The organism is Nostoc sphaeroides (genome assembly GCF_003443655.1).
Lineage (GTDB): Bacteria > Cyanobacteriota > Cyanobacteriia > Cyanobacteriales > Nostocaceae > Nostoc > Nostoc sphaeroides.
In genome coordinates, this window is record NZ_CP031941.1 from 2,761,741 (window position 1) to 2,777,482 (window position 15,742).

Below are 15,742 nucleotides of genomic sequence, written 5' to 3' on the forward strand. Positions count from 1 at the left end.
ATGGCAATCGCTATTAGAACAAATACTACTTTAACTCCAACGATTACCCAAGCGACTTTAATAAATGCCATTAAAGCAGCGATGGCGAATGCGGGATTTCCCAGCCTTTACTCTGAATTTACTGCTGGAACTGATATCTGCCTTATTTACGAATGGATTGTAGACAGCACTAAAAATTTCGGGAAGGTTTACATTCGCATTCGGATAACAACTGGATTGTTGATAGCCCAACAAATATTTAGCGCTTGGAATACGGGAACAAACACAGGCACAAATGGTAGTACAGAGGCAAGTTATGGATCTCTTTCTGCTAGCAGCACAATTAATTTTGTGGCTCTAAACGGTGCAGATGAGTATCGTTTAGTCGCTTTAGCCCAAGGATCAACTTTAATGCCAATAGGCGTATTAATGCCAGCATTTAGACAAGAATTTTGGGACTTGAATAGCTGGACGTATGGATTCATTTTTACTTCCTCAGCAATGACTATTTTAAGAGGAGTAATCGCGGCTAATAACCCTTATGCCAATAGTGACTTTGATTTGCTTTTAGTGGGAAATAGCCGATTAACCAACGTCAACAACCAAACAAATCAGCCTGACCTAGCAAGAGGATTGCTAATGCTCACTCAATCCAACCAAGGAATAGCAGCCGCTACTTCTGAGGATTTCGCTGTCGGGGCTTTCTTGGGGCAAACCCGCTTTACTGATGCAATTCCCCCAGGCACAACACAAACTTATGTGATTCTTCAAAATCTGGCTGGTGGGGTAGCTATTAAATATCAATGAATTTTTCCGCCAATAAGTACTCTAGAGTTTACATTAAAATCCGTTCGCCTAGTTTTAAAAATAGTTCTTATTCTCCCTTAAGCTTTCATTTAAAATTAGGCTTTATTTTCAAATTCAACTCAGCCCCAAACCGAACCTTAAAGCAAACTATTTTCGGTGATAGCTACGTTGAGACAGCTACTCAAATAGTTATTAAAAAATCAGAGTTGCGACGGCTAACACAACAGAATAATAACACGGCAGAATCAATGTTAACTAGTTTATTTATCAATACTTCGATTGCTAGCCCACAAGCAATTAATATTAAATTTCTATTTGGTGGAAGCAGATTAACTAGCGCCAAAGCTGTTTATACTTATTGGTTTCAAGTAATGGATCAGCCTATTGATTTATTTGGAAGAATAGATACATCCTCTCCAATTTTAATTGAGGGCTTGTAATGTCGTCTTATTGTTCAAGCTCTACAAAAAAAGCGGTTGTCACGCTTAATCCATCAAAAAAGCAAATAATTGTAACTGAAAACTTACCTATAACAATTACTTGTGGGCAAAGAAATCAATTACCCACAGGTGAGGGAAATTTTAGCGTGACTTTTACAATGTTTTATAATCCTCTCTATAGGAATCCTACTTTTTATACGGTTACAGATGATGCTGTTAAAGGGGAAATTCGAGGATTTAGAATAATCAAAAATTTTATTTATGGTAATACTTACAGCTTCGCAATAGAGTGTCTTTGCCGTGGTACTAGTGACTACTCTTTGCGTGAGTATGGCTGGTATCCTTTAAGGTTTGCTACAGGGTCAGCGGTCAAAGATTATGTTTTAGGATTTTCAATTGATAACATTACAAAAACAGGCTCTACCTTAAATAAAAATAATGTTATTCGGATAGTAGACTCTCAAGGTACTTTGATTCACGAAGAAGAAAACGAATGTGATTATCAAGTTGCCTGTGACGAACGATGTCCAGAGGGATTTTGTGAATGTCCATCGTCAACTTATCCCGGCTATTGCTGCTTGGACTGCGCTTTTGCTGCCGCAAGTATTCGCGCTATTACTAATGAATTAAGGGGGAAAAATGGCTGATACTTGTGCTAGTTTGGCGGCGGAAATTGCAGCACTGAGGGCAGAGGTGGCGCGGATTCCTAAAGTAGATGAAGGACGTATTATTAAGGCTACACGATCAGCTTTGCAACCTGACATTAATACTGCTGTAGCAGCTGGTGGAGTGCTGGTAGCTCAGAAGCTAAAACCACAAATAGAGAGCGCAGCCCAAAAAGCCACAGATGCTTTTTTAGAAGTAGTGAGAAATACCGAAAGATTAAGGCTAGCTGAAATAGAGGCGAAAGGAGCTAGCACTACTGCCACAAGGGCAGAAAGAAACGCGGCTGAGTATGCTAGGCAGTTACAAGCAGAACGCGCACGAATAACTCGCGTAGAGGGTGAAGCTGCCCGATTGAATAGGGAAAATGGACAACTCAAAATTACTGACGAAGAACTAAGAGCGATAACACGAAAAAATGAGGTAGACGCTAGACGCGCCGAACAGATAGCAAAAAAATCAGAAGGAAAGATTGGGCAAGTAGAAGCTGAGATTCCACCAATAAGAAATACAGCTAATAGTGCCAAAGGAATTGCAGAAAGGGCATCAGACGGTATCGCAGAAGTTCGAGCAACTGCTACAAATGCATTGAATAAAGCTGGCAATGCTGTTGTTGATGCTGCAAAGGCAAGTGGACAGGCACTCAATGCCGCTAATGAGGTTACTGGTTTAAAAAGTGTTGTTAGTGGTGTCAAAAGCACTCTTGGTAAGTTGGGGGATAGTATTGTTGCTGTTGAAAAATCCGTCGGAGATGCTGTTGCTAAAGCTGCAAAAGCAATAGGGATTAGTGGGGAAGCACTTTCTGCTACTGCAAGATTAGGAGGGAAAGTATTAGAGATTTTTAATGTTATTGGAACGATTTTCACAATACTTGACGGCATGGCAACCCGTGAGGTGCTTGGCAACCGTATCGACGCTTTAGAGGCAGGATTAGCAGCAGTAGGGCGCGATATTAGCAAAGCACTAGGATTTATTTTCCAGCTAACAAATAGGGTTGGTGGCGCAGAATCTACCGCCAGTGCAGCAAAAATATTAGCAGGGGAAGCAAGGGCACAAAGTTCTCAGGCTACCCTATTGGCACAAACAGCCCAAAGGTCAGCAGGCAATGCACAAAGTACTGCATCGCAAGCTCAAACAACAGCAAATGGAGCAGTACGAAATGCTGGGCAAGCAAACGAAAACGCCAAAACTGCCTATACTACAGCGCTTAAGGCAGATGAGAAAGCGAAATCAGCGTCAGCAACAGCAATCAAGGCTGACGTAAAAGCTGATACTGCAACAGCTACAGCTACTCGTGTTGGCACTCTTGCGGAACAGGCTAAGGGGCTGGCTGGGCAAGCTTTTTCTAAAGCTGGTGAGGCTTTAACAGTTGGTTTAACAGCACTTGCACTTTATCAAACTTTTAAAGGATTGCGCGGATTGCAAGGCATACCCGGCATACCCGGCAGGCAGGGTGAACGGGGATTGCAAGGAATTACCGGAATGCCGGGACGAAACGGCATAACAACTGTAGTAACCTTGCCAGGTATACCCGGTAGGCAGGGTGAGCGCGGCTTGCAAGGTGTACCCGGCGCACCGGGAAAACAAGGGGAAAGAGGGATACAGGGACTACCGGGCGTATCTGGTAGAGACGGCATTACATCTGTTGTCACGTTACCGGGTACACCGGGAGCGCCAGGAAGGCAGGGCTTACCGGGTACACCGGGAAGGCAGGGATTACCGGGTAGAAACGGAAGGGATGGAATTGATGTGAATCCAGCAGAAGCAGCAAGCTTAAGAGCATTAATAATAGCGCAACATAATCAAACACGGCTTAATAGCACAACCCAACATAGTGCTACAAGAACAAGAATTCTTACGCCAATTCTTGCAGCATTTGCTCCAGTGTTAGCACTTTTAAAGCAAATATACGACATTGTTTCTAAAGCTGCATCAGCCGCACAATTAGCATTATTAAATATCATTAATAATAAGCTTGGTAATCAAGTAGTCGGCGGAATATCTGGGCTTGTTACTCGCATTGCTCAAAATACTTATGTTGAAAAAACCCTCGCTGTTTTAACATTTGCGGCAACTATTCACAATGCTTTTATGCTTAGTAACAACCTTGCTCAAACATTGGGAACAGTGATAGATCAATGTGTTAGTTTTATTGTCCCAAAAGGAATAGATGGACAGTCCATTACTATCGGTGATTCACTAGGTAAGCTTGCTCATCAAATAATTGCCGATACCATCGGGGAAGCCAATTACAAGAAAATATCGGAAGAGTGGGCGTTAGCAAATAGAATTTATCAAGCTACTGCTAATGTTTTCAATACAGTAGGAAATGCAGTGGCGACTATATCATCTGGAATGGAAGTTATCGGCGGTAATGTTGGGAAAATAGGTAATGCTTTAAAAATCTGGGGAGTATTAGGAGAAAAAGCATACGGGTGGATGAATCCACAGCCAAATTTACACGGCAGATTTTTTAATTACATGACAGGTGCAACCGATGCACTTAATACTATTAATGCTGTGGTAGCTGTTCCTTTAGCAGTAGCAGTCGCCGTAACTGAAGTAAATTCAGCACGGACGGCATTGCAAGCTTCACTAAATCAAGAAGACCCCAAAGACGACAAAGGAAATCCCAGAACTGACGCGCTTGGTAATCCACTTAAATATGAACCGGGGGTAACTGTTCCCGACCCAACCAAGACAATTCTTGCACAAGAACAAGCTAAGGCAGACAGCAAAAATATTATTGAGGCAACTCTAGAAGATATTTTTGATGGAGGAGATTAAAAATGCCTAACTATATTCCACCAAGAGATGAGCAAGGTAAGCAACTACCCCCTACGTCGGATATTCCTACAGGCGCTACGCTAACACCATCTACACCTAACATTTCAGCAGCAACCCCAGTAGATGACAAACTGCCTGATAATTTCCAACCTTTTGAGCATTTACAAAAAGTATATATTCCTCAGCATAATGCACTTGTTAAGCAATATTTTTCGGATCATCCACCAGACTGGAAACCAAATATTGCAACGGCTCGGAGTAGCTTAAGAGTTGCTTGCACAATGTTGGATTCCGACAATCAATCAATCATGAATTTACGACATCATTTATTATTTGATTTATTAGGATATGGTAAAAAAAATCTAGCTATATTTTATGGCAGCAAATCTGATGTGTTACTACCTGTTTCGGGCCATCCACAATTATATTTATATTTTTCACAAGACTCTCAAGCAGTCCCGGCAAATGGGAAGCAATTAGACCACGAAAAATCATGTAGATTGACCCGCTATGCTTGCAAATCTGGGCAAGCCTTGCCAGCTATTACAAAAGCCAATTTAATCGAGCTAGCTAGAGAAGTTAAAGCTCAATTTGTAGAAGGTAAAAAAGGACTCGTTTACACTTCTGGAAAAATAGCAGTAAGTTACACTGATCCGCCCAATGGATTCCCTAGAGGTGGTAGATGGCTAGTTAATTCTAAAAGTGAGGCAATTACCCTTTATCAAAAATTGTGTAATGTTATTGACCGCCCATTTGATATTAATAAAATCAATGTCGTCACACCGGAAAAAGACAGTACTACTCAAGCATCAAGCCAAACAGATATTATTTTAGGTAAACAGTACAAACAAGCTGCGTATAGGCCAGTTGCTAACTTGCGATTCCGTTACGCTTATGTATCTTTTGGCGGTTCTGCATCACCAATATTTCTGATAGACACTACTTTTAGAAATACAGCACTTATTACGTAAATTACCTAAAAGAGTTTTTATATTCCAGAACATAGGGAAATGTTATACATTTCCAGATTGCGGAACACTATTTGACCCATGTTAGATATGGATCAGTTAATTTTGCGACAACGGTTACAAATGGCTTATGGCTACAAAGGTTACAGGAGTTGATAATGTACCTCATGTTGTTGGTACAGGAACAAACAAAATTTTATTGGTTCTCCCAGATGTCTATACATCGGTGGGAGCGGCGATAGGAGTGGTCAAGCTTGTAGGAGATCCACCCGCCGGCGTCCCGTCTTCAACAGTTGGTAGAGCTGTTGCTGAAGGTTTGGTTCGGAAAATCAAAATTTCTTATATGGGATCTGTTGCAGGGGTTCCCAAGCGAAAAACAGCTACTTTAGTTGTTGCTGCGGATAAAGCAATGCAAGCCCGTGCCAGTTTAATTGGTGCTACTTACAACAGTTTGAAAATTAAAACAGCCTATTACCCCACAAGAATACAGCTTGGGTAATCGATGCCCAAACTTCAAAAATATTTCATTACCAATGCTGCATTCGATAAAGTTTATTTCAAATCGACAGCCGGACTTTATCAAAGTATTGGTAGTGGCGTGACTGGTATTTATCCAGCAGCAGAAAATGAACTTGATAGCCCCGAAGTTTCAATTAAAAGCCTTTTGCTAAAAGGCGTATTAATTCGGCTATCTGCAATCGTTTTAATCGAAAGCAAACGGCGTTCATTAGATTTACTTTGTAATAGATTAGTTTTTCCTGGTGTTCTTGATACCGCACTCGGTAAAAACTTTTTTATTACTGGTGGTTCTAGGGGACAAATCAAATCTTTAAATCAACGAAGGCGACAAATTTCTAGAGGAAAAATATGGCAAAGTTAGACAAATATCTTGTGACTAGTGGAACAGCTAAATATGCTTTTCGCTCAACTGCTGGATTGTACGCCGGCGCTACGGCAACAGAAACAGGTGTGGCAGTTGCCATAGAAGCTGATCAGGACGTACCAGAATACGCAGTTAAGGAATTGCTAAAAAAAGGAATTTTGCGAAGAGTGACTGCTATTACTAAAACTGCATCTGGTAAGCCGGGGACACTACGGCTTTTATGTACCAAAGAAAAGCTAGCTACCATTTTGGATGCTCTCAAAGGTAATACTTACACTGTTACCGGTGGTGGGACTGGCACTATTATTAGCGTCGGCTTTAGCCGTCGTGTTGTCTCTCGTGGCTAATTGGGAATTGGTCGGGGAACTAACTGTTAGTAATAGCTGGCAGTTATTCCCTGCTGAGGTTATTTCAGATACTTTTCGCGTAACTACCACTATTTTAAATTTAGATGATTGGGAAAAATGGAAGTTTAGAAGCGCTGCTTATTTACGTTTTCAATATGTAGATGGCAGTGCTTCCCCCAATTACTATATTAAAGTGGTCAGTATTGCAACTATTTACCAATTTGCTGTACCGCAGGAACTCAGGCAGCAGGGATATGTAATTAGAACCCCTGGCATTATTCGGGCTTCTAGATATTTACCAATTACTCCTAACCAAATGTTTGCTCAATGGGCTTTCAAGTTAGAAGCCTTGATTTAATGATTACTACACAATCAACAATAGCTACTACATCAAGTCCAGTAATCACAGTAACTCTAGAATCAGTTGGCGTATTTACCGGAATCCTTGTAAGTCTTTCTGTATTAGGAACTTTAGCAGTAAAGCTTGTTAATAATTTGAATAGCATTTCAACCTCAATTACCCAAATAAAAGAGGATTTGAAAGAACATGCTGATAATGCTGAAAAAATTAGAGGTTTAGAACATAAACTTGATTTACATATTCAAGACTATGTAAACAGGAAGGACACTGTAACTCTGCTAATTGCTCAAGTCACACAAACGGTAGAACATCGAACCAACCGCCTTTACACTTCCATGAAGGATATTGAAAATTTTTTGCAGACGCAGGGAACTTTTAAAATCAGGGAATTTCAGGATCTACGCAAGATTGAAGAAGAAAGCGCTTTTAATAAGCTGTAGCGTTCACTGGGGATTCAAGCGAGGTTATTAAGTAAGTACCTCATGAACGAAATCGATAAATATCCCCCCCTAGTTCTCAAATAAGGGACTTCCAAGTAAAAAAATATTCCATTGCTATTGTTCACTGTTGACCGTTGACGGTTCACGAGTTTTCAGTCAACAGTCAATAGTCAACGACTTGAATGTGGAATAATTTATTTTTTGGAGTTCCCTAATTAGTCATTCTCCCCCATCTCCCTCATCTCCTCACTCCCCACTCCCCTCATGTATATTGTTGTCAGCTACGACATTCCAGAAGATAAGCGTCGGACTAAAATCCATTCGGTTCTCAAGTCTTACGGGCAATGGATGCAACTGAGTGTGTTTGAGTGCGATATCACTCTCACTCAGTATGCTAAACTGCGATCGCGTTTATCTAAATTGATAAAACCCGACACCGATAGCGTGCGCTTTTATTTTCTCTGTGGCTGTTGTCAGCGAAAAGTCGAACGCATTGGTGGAGAACAGCCACGAGACGAAACAATTTTCTTTGCTGAATCTGCTTCTAGCTAAGTTCCTGTATCTCAAATGCGCGGAAGGGTAGGTGTACAAATTCCACAGCCCCAAAAAAATGCTTCTATCTCAACTCCAGCAAGGCTTTCAACCTATTAGTCGCCTAATCCTCATCCGCGCAACCTCTGAAATGCTTACCAAAATGCGATTTCAGCCTTTAAATTTTACTGGCGCTCTTTTCAAACGAATTCTCTAATGCTATGATTGCCGTTGAATCGCGCAACCGCACCTTGGAAACTAAATATAGCTTGGGTTTTAGGCTCCCGCCATTGCAATTCATCAAAATCCCTATTAGGGATTGAAACATGCTTTTGCGCCTCTGTATTCATCTAATGTGAATATTGCAATTCATCAAAATCCCTATTAGGGATTGAAACTTCGCACTTCGCTGCAAGTCCTTTTCACTGCTCGCTATTGCAATTCATCAAAATCCCTATTAGGGATTGAAACGAAGGTTTTCTCAACCTAAAACTCGTTTTCGCACTTCATTGCAATTCATCAAAATCCCTATTAGGGATTGAAACATAAAACTATAAAATTGACTAATAAATTAGAAGTTAGATTGCAATTCATCAAAATCCCTATTAGGGATTGAAACGAAGCATGGGACGGAATGAAAAAGACTTGGAAGAATTGCAATTCATCAAAATCCCTATTAGGGATTGAAACCCTGGCTTATGGCAAGCAAGAGTATCTTGTAAAGAATTGCAATTCATCAAAATCCCTATTAGGGATTGAAACACAAGCTTTCTATGGTGGTAACATTCTCAACGGCATTGCAATTCATCAAAATCCCTATTAGGGATTGAAACTTGATGAAGCTGGTATTTTATTAAATTCTCGTGAATTGCAATTCATCAAAATCCCTATTAGGGATTGAAACTGATTTTAAAATAGCTGATGATGGGACTGTAGATTGCAATTCATCAAAATCCCTATTAGGGATTGAAACCTAAATAAGAAAGCGATCGCAAACTAGTTAAGTATTGCAATTCATCAAAATCCCTATTAGGGATTGAAACCATATTGTCATGTAGCCAAAAATCTTTAGTCTACTTCAGTAGACTTTAGCTAAAAGCCAAAGAACTTTAGTTCGAGGCGGGTGAGGAAGCTAACAGTTAAGCTACTTTTAGCTTAAGTTGACACCTTCAAAATTCCAAAATTACCGGCGTATGGTCGCTGGGTTGGGTTAATTTTCTAGGCGCAACATCGATAATGCAACTTGTAGCACGCTCATACAGAATAGGTGTGAGATAGTGATGGTCAATCCGCCAACCTAAGTTGCGACGGAAGGCGGCGGCGCGATAATCCCACCAGCTATAATTTCCGCCTTCTGTGGTGAACTTGCGAAAAGCGTCAGCAAACCCCAATTTCAGGATATCCCGTAAGGCTTGGCGCTCTGCTTCTGTTGCCATAATGTGATTTTCTGTACTCACTTGTTCGTGAATATCCTTATCTTCTAAGGCGATGTTGAAGTCACCGCACACACAAATTGCAGGTTCTGACAGCACCAACAATCGCAAATACTCGTGTAGCGCTGTCAACCAGCGCAATTTGTATTCATATTTTTCAGTTCCTACTGCTGCACCATTGGGTACATATAAGTTAACAATCCGAACACCATCAATTACACCTGTAATCACTCGCTTTTGCTCATCCCATTCGTGGTGTAAATCTGGCAAAATCGCCCTAAAGCCGCTACTTACGTCTACGAGTGGCTGGCGGCTAATTATGGCTACGCCGTTATAAGATTTTTGTCCTGAGACATAAAGCTTATAGCCTAACTGCTCAAAAGGCGATCGCGGAAACTCGGCATCCACAACTTTGGTTTCTTGCAAGCAGAGAATATCAACAGGATTGGCAGTTAACCAATCGATAACCTGTTCTAGACGAGTGCGAATTGAGTTGACATTCCAAGTAGCGATTTTCATTAGTTATCAGAATTTTTTGTAAATTAATAATTACAAATTATGTAATTATTGTACAGTTACTTAATATTTATAATTTCTGTTCCATTTCCCAATTACATTTAAACCAAGCTTTAATGGCTTGATCCCATTGGATATTTTAGTAGTTTTCGCTACAAAATATTCCTTTTTGTAAGTTCTGCTACAAAATATTCTACCTCATTATGATCCCCAAGGCAGATGCAACAAGTAAGTGATTTACTCTAAGTTATAAATATAGCTCAGGGTTGAGTTTTGCCGATAGTCGGTTAGATTTGTCGGTAAAAAATTTCCAGCACGGTTAACCATTATTGCGCTTTTTGTAGCCTATTAGGTTAATTTAAATGTCAAAAGAGTAAGTACAAATTCTCTTTCCTCATACAATAATGATGCAACTCATTATATTGACGACAATTTCATAGACTGAACCAAAAAACTTATGAAAATCGCTCAAGTTGCCCCCTTATGGGAAAGGGTTCTACCTCCTAATTATGGAGGAATAGAACTGGTAGTGAGTCGCTTGACTGATGAACTTGTTCGTCGCGGTCATGAGGTAACCTTATTTGCCTCTGGCGATTCTCAAACTTTGGCTTATTTACAAGCAGTTTATCCACAGGCATTGCGCTTAGATCCAAATATCAAAGAGTATGCAGTGTACGAAATGCTAGAACTAAGCCAAGTTTACCAGAGTGCTGCCCAATTCGATATTATCCATTCCCATGTAGGGATTTCGGCATTACCTTTAGCGAGTTTGATAACAACAACTTCTACAGTGCATACCCTGCACAATGATTTTACAACGGGTAACCGTCACGTATTTAGCTACCACAAAAAGCAACCATACATCAGCATTAGTAACTCGCAGCGTCAAATCGATCTCAATTATATTGACACGGTTTATAACGGAATTGAGCTAGCAGATTATCCATTCGTAGCCCAACCTTCAGAACCGCCGTATTTGGCATTTTTAGGTCGTTTTTCGCCAGAGAAAGGGTCACAACATGCGATCGCTATTGCTAAACAGAGTGGTTGGCGCTTGAAGATGGCAGGCAAAGTTGATGTCCAAGACTCTAAGTTTTTTGAACAAGAGATTGCCCCCCTCATAGATGATCAGCAAATTGAATATCTAGGCGAAATCAACCACGCCCAAAAAACTGAACTTCTGGGCAATGCTGCCAAATTATTCAAGACCGCATACAATCGAATGGTCGCATTCATGCTGCCAAAATCAACTTTTAATCAACTGCTTTTTTATCTAGCTTAAACAATAACTTTTTTAAAGAGGACATTGGTATGAGTACGAGAGCCAACACCTGCCCATGCTGCGGTGGTTCCCTCCTGCGCCATGCCCGACATGGTGAACTATATTGGTTTTGCCTGTCGTGCCGACAAGAAGTACCGCTATTAACTGCTACTCGCTTGCCTAATGTGGAAACCCGGAACACCGGAGTAGTTCCTCAGCCTGCGGTAAATTCTTAGTTTGATGGCATTTTAAATTAATAAAAGCCTACTAGAAATCAAGACTAATTTAAGCTGCTAGATCCCCGACTTCTTAAAGAAGTCGGGGATCTGAACATCACTAACCTCTCAAAACTTTTGAGACATACCATTAGCTTCAACTGATAAAATCGGATGGAGCTAATTGATAGGTTTAAAGCTTTGTTAGCAGCGTTACTTTATGGGCAAGAAGATTTAAGTTTAGAAGAAGTTCCTGACCCCACTCCGGCGGCTGGCGAAGTTGTAATTCAAGTGGGCGCAGCAACAACTTGCGGTACAGATTTGAAAGTCTGGCGGCGTGGTGGTCATGCCAAAATGCTGATACCGCCGACGCTGTTTGGTCACGAAGGGGCTGGGCGAATTGTTGCCTTGGGTGTAGGGGTGACAAATTGGCAAATAGGCGATCGCATTGTCGCTAATAATTCCGCACCATGCATGAAATGCTTTTTTTGTCAACGTCAAGAATATTCATTATGTCCGAATCTGACATGGAATAATGGAACTTTTGCCCAATACTTGAAAATTCCTGCACCGATAGTAGAGCATAATTTATTGCAGATTCCCGATGAATTGCCGTGGGAATTGGCAGCGATGACGGAACCCTTAGCTTGTGTATTGCATGGTATAGCACGTTCTAACGTCAAAGCCAAAGATCAAGTAGTCGTCTTAGGAGATGGAGCGATCGGGCTGATGTTTGTGGCGGCGTTGAGTGGGAAAGCTGAGGTGTTGCTGTGGGGAGGTAATAACCACAGGCTAGAAATTGGTCAGAAATTGGGTGCAACCCAAACCTTTAATTATCATCAAATCCCGGATATTCCCAGCGTAGTGAAAGAACTTACCCAAGGATGGGGTGCAGATGTAGTGATTGAAGCAACAGGTGTACCAAGTGTTTGGGAAACTGCTATCGCCTGCGCCCGTCCTGGTGCTACAGTCAACTTATTCGGTGGATGTCCACGGGATACCAGCATTACTGTCAACACAGAACAGCTACACTACAGCGAACTAACTATCAAAGGCGTGTTTCATAATACACCAAAGTATGTGCAGGAAGCGCTGGCACTGATTGCTAGTCGCAAAATTCCCTTTGAGTTACTTATTAGTGAACAGCGGCCATTAAAAGATTTAGAACAGGTGTTTTGTGAGATGAAGGCGCGTCAGGTAATTAAGGTAGCCATGATTCCTTAGATCGTGTTAGTTACAGTGTCATACGAATTCTGTATGAAGATGTGCATAATAAAACCCCCCTGTAGTCCCCCCTTACTAAGGGGGGACGGCGTAGCTGGGGGATAAATATATGCAGCTTTACAAAGAAACCGTATAACAAGCAAATGCTGTCGCTCAACAAGCAAATGCTGTCGCTCAACAAGCAAATGCTGTCGCTCAACAAGCAAATGCTGTCGCTCAACAAGCAAATGCTGTCGCTCAACAAGCAAATGCTGTCGCTTAACAAGCAAATGCTGTCGCTCAACAAGCAAATGCTGTCGCTCAACAAGCAAATGCTGTCGCTCAACAAGCAAATGCTGTCGCTTAACAAGCAAATGCTGTCGCTCAACAAGCAAATGCTGTCGCTCAACAAGCAAATGCTGTCGCTCAACAAGCAAATGCTGTTGTCTCGTTCCCAGTCTCCGACTGGGAATGCCCAATTAGAGGCTCCGCCTCAAGACTTGCGGCAAGAGCCGCAATTGAAGTGCATTTCCAGCAAGAGGCTGGAAACGAGCTTTTAAAAGGATTTGCGGGAGAGGTTCTTCCACTTCTTCCCAATGCCTAAAACTTAAAGACGATTAGTCTCTTTTGTAACTAACTTCCAACCTTCAGCTTCGTCAACTAGCTGCATCGACTCTAATTCGAGATTGTTGAAAGCAGATGCCTGAAGGAGAAAGTAGGGTTGCCCGTTGTAGTGCCAATAATATTCGAGTTCGCCAACAGAAGCGGGAATGATGGTGCGATCGCTATAAAAATCCAATGAGGGACGATGATAGGGAAAAGATGTGTAAATCTTCCTCGTAGCTGGATTTGCCCGCACGATCATGGCGGCGACTGGTTTAACTGGATAAGCTTCAGATAATTCCCAAACCCAGTAGTTAGATTTCATTAACAGTAACAGCGAAATATAACTTCCCCAAAACAAAATCTTCAGAAATTGCCCATCACCTCGTTCTGCCAAAATAGCTGCTAAAGTCATAGTTAAAGCTACTGCGGCAAAAATCAGTTGTAAGTCTGTTTTTGGTGTTGTACCCCAACTGAAATAAATACTACCAGCAGAAGCGACTACAGCAAGTATCGCCAAACCAGCAACCCAAGCACGGGGATAAGATGAGAGTAAAGGCGAATTTTCTGTATCTGATAATTGGATACCAAAAGCTAAAGCTAAACTAGGGTAAATCGGGAATAAATACCAGGGAACTTTGGTAATCATCAAAGAAATTACCAGCAGATAAACACCACTCCACGCCATTACTAGTTTTGCCCAACTAAGGTTGCGATTTTCCCAGGTTAAGCGGATAGTTTGCGGTAAGAATAATAGCCAGGGCCATGTATATTTGAGAAGTTCAATAACATAGTACCAAGGTGGTTCAGGATTAGTTTCTACAAATGAGCCAATTCGGCCTAGTGATGGGTTTACAAGCCCAATTTGGGCGAAAGTGTAACCATAGTGAATTAATTGCGCACTATACCAAGTAGCTACAGGCAGAATACCAATGAAGATTGCTATCCACAAATAGTAACAAGTGAGCAGTCGTGGCGTATCCCAAAATAGAAAGACGATCGCGATCGCACCTAGTAATACACCTAATAATCCTTGAGTCAGGCAAATCAGCCCAAAACTAACACCAACACCAAGGCAATAACGTAAATCCCGGCGCGATCGCAACACGCACAACATCATCACCATCAAAAAACTTACCATCGCCCCATCCAACATTGCCAACCGCCCATGACGCACCACAGGTAGCATTGTTAGATAAATTAAGGCGCTATAAATAGCCGCCCAACGTTGGCGAAATATCTCTCTAGCAATGCAATACAGCAAAGGTACAGATGTCGCTGTTAAAATTGCTCCAGGTAGGCGCGTTGTCAACTCATTTTCGCCTCCAAGAGAATAAGCCCAAGCAATTAGCAAATGCATCAAAGGCGGCTTGTTATGATATGGTTCACCTCCTAACGTTGGGTAAAGCCAACGCATTGAACCTGCTGGAGCGTGCCAAATTTCCCTAGCAACCTGTGCCACAGTCCCTTCATCCCAATCTCGCAACGGCAATCCTCCCAGATTGATGCTAAACAGTAACACTGCTGCCAACAGCAATACTATTAGCCATACCCAATCAATCCATTTGCCAACCGTGCGATGCTGTTTTTCTAGATGACTCCAAATAAAGCTTCCTTCTTGCATATTCTATGTTAATCATTTTACTTTCTGGTTTGATTACATAGAGACATCTAGCGAATCTCCAATGTTGTCACCCAGTAACAACGTATGTTATTAACAATTGCTAGTTTCCAAGATTAACTCAACTTTCTCTAATTAGCCCTATTTTTTGAAAAATTTATATTGGTTATTTAAATAACATTTTAGCTAGTAAATGATAAAAATAATACAAGTGTTAAATTATTTATTACCTGTTAGATAGTCCGTAAATCAACTTGCATTTTATTTGGATGTGATGCTTAGTTGAATTTTTATCTACTTATTGATAAGCTAGCTAAATCAACAGATCAGGAATTAATTGCTACAGCATTTAAATAATGTACTAAACACTTCAAAGAATTAATTTTAGCCTTTTTGGTTTAATGTGCGGAATGCAGGTTAAAACCTCGTTTACAGCAAGAGGCTGGAAATGCAGATCAATTGGGCTGCTGCCGCGAGTAAGGTAGGCGGCAGCAGCCCAATGAGGGGCATTCCCCAATACGGTTCGGTTAAGCCAAAAGACGCGATAAATCGCCGTCTCTACAAAGGATTACTTATTGTAGAGACGGCGATTTATCGCGTCTTTGTGATTTAGAATTTTCATCAAAAAACCCTAACCGAACCGTATTGGGGGCATTCCCAGTCGGAGCAGGGGAACGAGAATCT

The 15,742-nt window shown here is 41.3% G+C and carries 17 protein-coding genes, 1 pseudogene and 1 CRISPR repeat array; of the genes and pseudogenes, 16 read left to right on the forward strand and 2 right to left on the reverse strand.

The genetic code is table 11. From position 1 onward, the window contains the following. The 11 genes from D1367_RS12290 (at position 1) to cas2 (ending at position 8,227) form a co-directional block, all read left to right on the forward strand. Positions 1–786, forward strand: a complete 786-nt coding sequence (locus D1367_RS12290; protein ID WP_118166709.1) for a hypothetical protein — start codon at positions 1–3, stop codon at positions 784–786. Beyond that, entirely contained in the window at positions 783–1,226 is a 444-nt protein-coding gene (locus tag D1367_RS12295; protein WP_118166710.1) for a hypothetical protein, read from the forward strand. Before D1367_RS12290 ends, D1367_RS12295 begins: the two co-directional genes overlap by 4 nt. Further along, positions 1,226–1,873 (forward strand): hypothetical protein, encoded by a 648-nt coding sequence (locus tag D1367_RS12300; RefSeq protein ID WP_118166711.1) that lies wholly within the window; start codon positions 1,226–1,228, stop codon positions 1,871–1,873. The genes D1367_RS12295 and D1367_RS12300 overlap by 1 nt, the downstream gene beginning before the upstream one ends. Beyond that, the gene (locus tag D1367_RS12305; protein ID WP_118166712.1) at positions 1,866–4,676 is read left to right on the forward strand and encodes a hypothetical protein; all 2,811 of its coding nucleotides are present in this window, start codon (positions 1,866–1,868) and stop codon (positions 4,674–4,676) included. Before D1367_RS12300 ends, D1367_RS12305 begins: the two co-directional genes overlap by 8 nt. 2 nt (positions 4,677–4,678) lie before the next feature. After that, a complete protein-coding gene (locus D1367_RS12310; protein WP_228674531.1) occupies positions 4,679–5,647 on the forward strand; it encodes a hypothetical protein in 969 nt (322 codons plus the stop codon). A gap of 127 nt (positions 5,648–5,774) precedes the next feature. Continuing rightward, positions 5,775–6,143: a hypothetical protein gene (locus tag D1367_RS12315; protein ID WP_118166713.1), complete on the forward strand. Its 369-nt coding sequence runs from the start codon at positions 5,775–5,777 to the stop codon at positions 6,141–6,143. A gap of 3 nt (positions 6,144–6,146) precedes the next feature. Further along, a complete protein-coding gene (locus D1367_RS12320; protein WP_118166714.1) occupies positions 6,147–6,524 on the forward strand; it encodes a hypothetical protein in 378 nt (125 codons plus the stop codon). Beyond that, complete coding sequence (locus D1367_RS12325) at positions 6,512–6,874, forward strand: hypothetical protein (protein ID WP_118166715.1); 363 nt, start codon at positions 6,512–6,514, stop codon at positions 6,872–6,874. Before D1367_RS12320 ends, D1367_RS12325 begins: the two co-directional genes overlap by 13 nt. Further along, on the forward strand, positions 6,867–7,232 hold the full coding sequence (locus tag D1367_RS12330) for a hypothetical protein (protein ID WP_118166716.1): 366 nt from the start codon (positions 6,867–6,869) through the stop codon (positions 7,230–7,232). The genes D1367_RS12325 and D1367_RS12330 overlap by 8 nt, the downstream gene beginning before the upstream one ends. Beyond that, entirely contained in the window at positions 7,202–7,675 is a 474-nt protein-coding gene (locus D1367_RS12335) for a hypothetical protein (protein ID WP_181985155.1), read from the forward strand. The genes D1367_RS12330 and D1367_RS12335 overlap by 31 nt, the downstream gene beginning before the upstream one ends. A 264-nt stretch (positions 7,676–7,939) precedes the next feature. Next, on the forward strand, positions 7,940–8,227 hold the full coding sequence (gene cas2 / locus D1367_RS12340) for a CRISPR-associated endonuclease Cas2 (protein ID WP_118166718.1): 288 nt from the start codon (positions 7,940–7,942) through the stop codon (positions 8,225–8,227). A gap of 268 nt (positions 8,228–8,495) precedes the next feature. Continuing rightward, a CRISPR array of direct repeats spans positions 8,496–9,249; the repeat unit is 37 nt; unit sequence ATTGCAATTCATCAAAATCCCTATTAGGGATTGAAAC. Between the two features lie 126 nt (positions 9,250–9,375). Here the strand turns inward: cas2 and xth are convergent. Beyond that, the gene (xth, locus tag D1367_RS12345; RefSeq protein ID WP_118166719.1) at positions 9,376–10,158 is read right to left on the reverse strand and encodes an exodeoxyribonuclease III; all 783 of its coding nucleotides are present in this window, start codon (positions 10,156–10,158) and stop codon (positions 9,376–9,378) included. Positions 10,159–10,612: 454 nt separating this feature from the next. Between xth and D1367_RS12350 the strand changes: the two are divergent. From D1367_RS12350 to D1367_RS12365, 4 genes and pseudogenes are all read left to right on the forward strand, one after another. Continuing rightward, positions 10,613–11,350 (forward strand): annotated as a pseudogene (locus D1367_RS12350) (glycosyltransferase family 4 protein); the annotation flags it as partial. Positions 11,351–11,466: 116 nt separating this feature from the next. Then, positions 11,467–11,652 (forward strand): hypothetical protein, encoded by a 186-nt coding sequence (locus D1367_RS12355; RefSeq protein WP_118166720.1) that lies wholly within the window; start codon positions 11,467–11,469, stop codon positions 11,650–11,652. Positions 11,653–11,832: 180 nt separating this feature from the next. After that, positions 11,833–12,855: a zinc-dependent alcohol dehydrogenase gene (locus D1367_RS12360; protein WP_118171371.1), complete on the forward strand. Its 1,023-nt coding sequence runs from the start codon at positions 11,833–11,835 to the stop codon at positions 12,853–12,855. Between the two features lie 143 nt (positions 12,856–12,998). Further along, positions 12,999–13,394 carry a coiled-coil domain-containing protein gene (locus tag D1367_RS12365; RefSeq protein ID WP_147337357.1) on the forward strand — a complete coding sequence of 132 codons (396 nt, stop codon included), beginning with the start codon at positions 12,999–13,001 and terminating at the stop codon, positions 13,392–13,394. Positions 13,395–13,441: 47 nt separating this feature from the next. Here the strand turns inward: D1367_RS12365 and D1367_RS12370 are convergent, their stop codons facing one another. Continuing rightward, entirely contained in the window at positions 13,442–15,061 is a 1,620-nt protein-coding gene (locus tag D1367_RS12370; RefSeq protein WP_118166722.1) for an ArnT family glycosyltransferase, read from the reverse strand. A 445-nt stretch (positions 15,062–15,506) separates the two neighbouring features. Between D1367_RS12370 and D1367_RS30765 the strand changes: the two genes are divergently transcribed. Continuing rightward, on the forward strand, positions 15,507–15,671 hold the full coding sequence (locus tag D1367_RS30765) for a hypothetical protein (RefSeq protein WP_181985156.1): 165 nt from the start codon (positions 15,507–15,509) through the stop codon (positions 15,669–15,671). Positions 15,672–15,742: the final 71 nt, after the last annotated feature.

Coding starts and splice junctions, on each gene's coding strand:
- D1367_RS12290 (WP_118166709.1), top strand. CDS start 1: ATGGCAATCGCTATTAGAACAAATACTACTTTAACTCCAACGATTACC.
- D1367_RS12295 (WP_118166710.1), top strand. CDS start 783: ATGAATTTTTCCGCCAATAAGTACTCTAGAGTTTACATTAAAATCCGT.
- D1367_RS12300 (WP_118166711.1), top strand. CDS start 1,226: ATGTCGTCTTATTGTTCAAGCTCTACAAAAAAAGCGGTTGTCACGCTT.
- D1367_RS12305 (WP_118166712.1), top strand. CDS start 1,866: ATGGCTGATACTTGTGCTAGTTTGGCGGCGGAAATTGCAGCACTGAGG.
- D1367_RS12310 (WP_228674531.1), top strand. CDS start 4,679: ATGCCTAACTATATTCCACCAAGAGATGAGCAAGGTAAGCAACTACCC.
- D1367_RS12315 (WP_118166713.1), top strand. CDS start 5,775: ATGGCTACAAAGGTTACAGGAGTTGATAATGTACCTCATGTTGTTGGT.
- D1367_RS12320 (WP_118166714.1), top strand. CDS start 6,147: ATGCCCAAACTTCAAAAATATTTCATTACCAATGCTGCATTCGATAAA.
- D1367_RS12325 (WP_118166715.1), top strand. CDS start 6,512: ATGGCAAAGTTAGACAAATATCTTGTGACTAGTGGAACAGCTAAATAT.
- D1367_RS12335 (WP_181985155.1), top strand. CDS start 7,202: ATGGGCTTTCAAGTTAGAAGCCTTGATTTAATGATTACTACACAATCA.
- cas2 (WP_118166718.1), top strand. CDS start 7,940: ATGTATATTGTTGTCAGCTACGACATTCCAGAAGATAAGCGTCGGACT.
- xth (WP_118166719.1), bottom strand. CDS start 10,158: ATGAAAATCGCTACTTGGAATGTCAACTCAATTCGCACTCGTCTAGAA.
- D1367_RS12355 (WP_118166720.1), top strand. CDS start 11,467: ATGAGTACGAGAGCCAACACCTGCCCATGCTGCGGTGGTTCCCTCCTG.
- D1367_RS12365 (WP_147337357.1), top strand. CDS start 12,999: ATGCTGTCGCTCAACAAGCAAATGCTGTCGCTCAACAAGCAAATGCTG.
- D1367_RS12370 (WP_118166722.1), bottom strand. CDS start 15,061: ATGCAAGAAGGAAGCTTTATTTGGAGTCATCTAGAAAAACAGCATCGC.
- D1367_RS30765 (WP_181985156.1), top strand. CDS start 15,507: ATGCAGATCAATTGGGCTGCTGCCGCGAGTAAGGTAGGCGGCAGCAGC.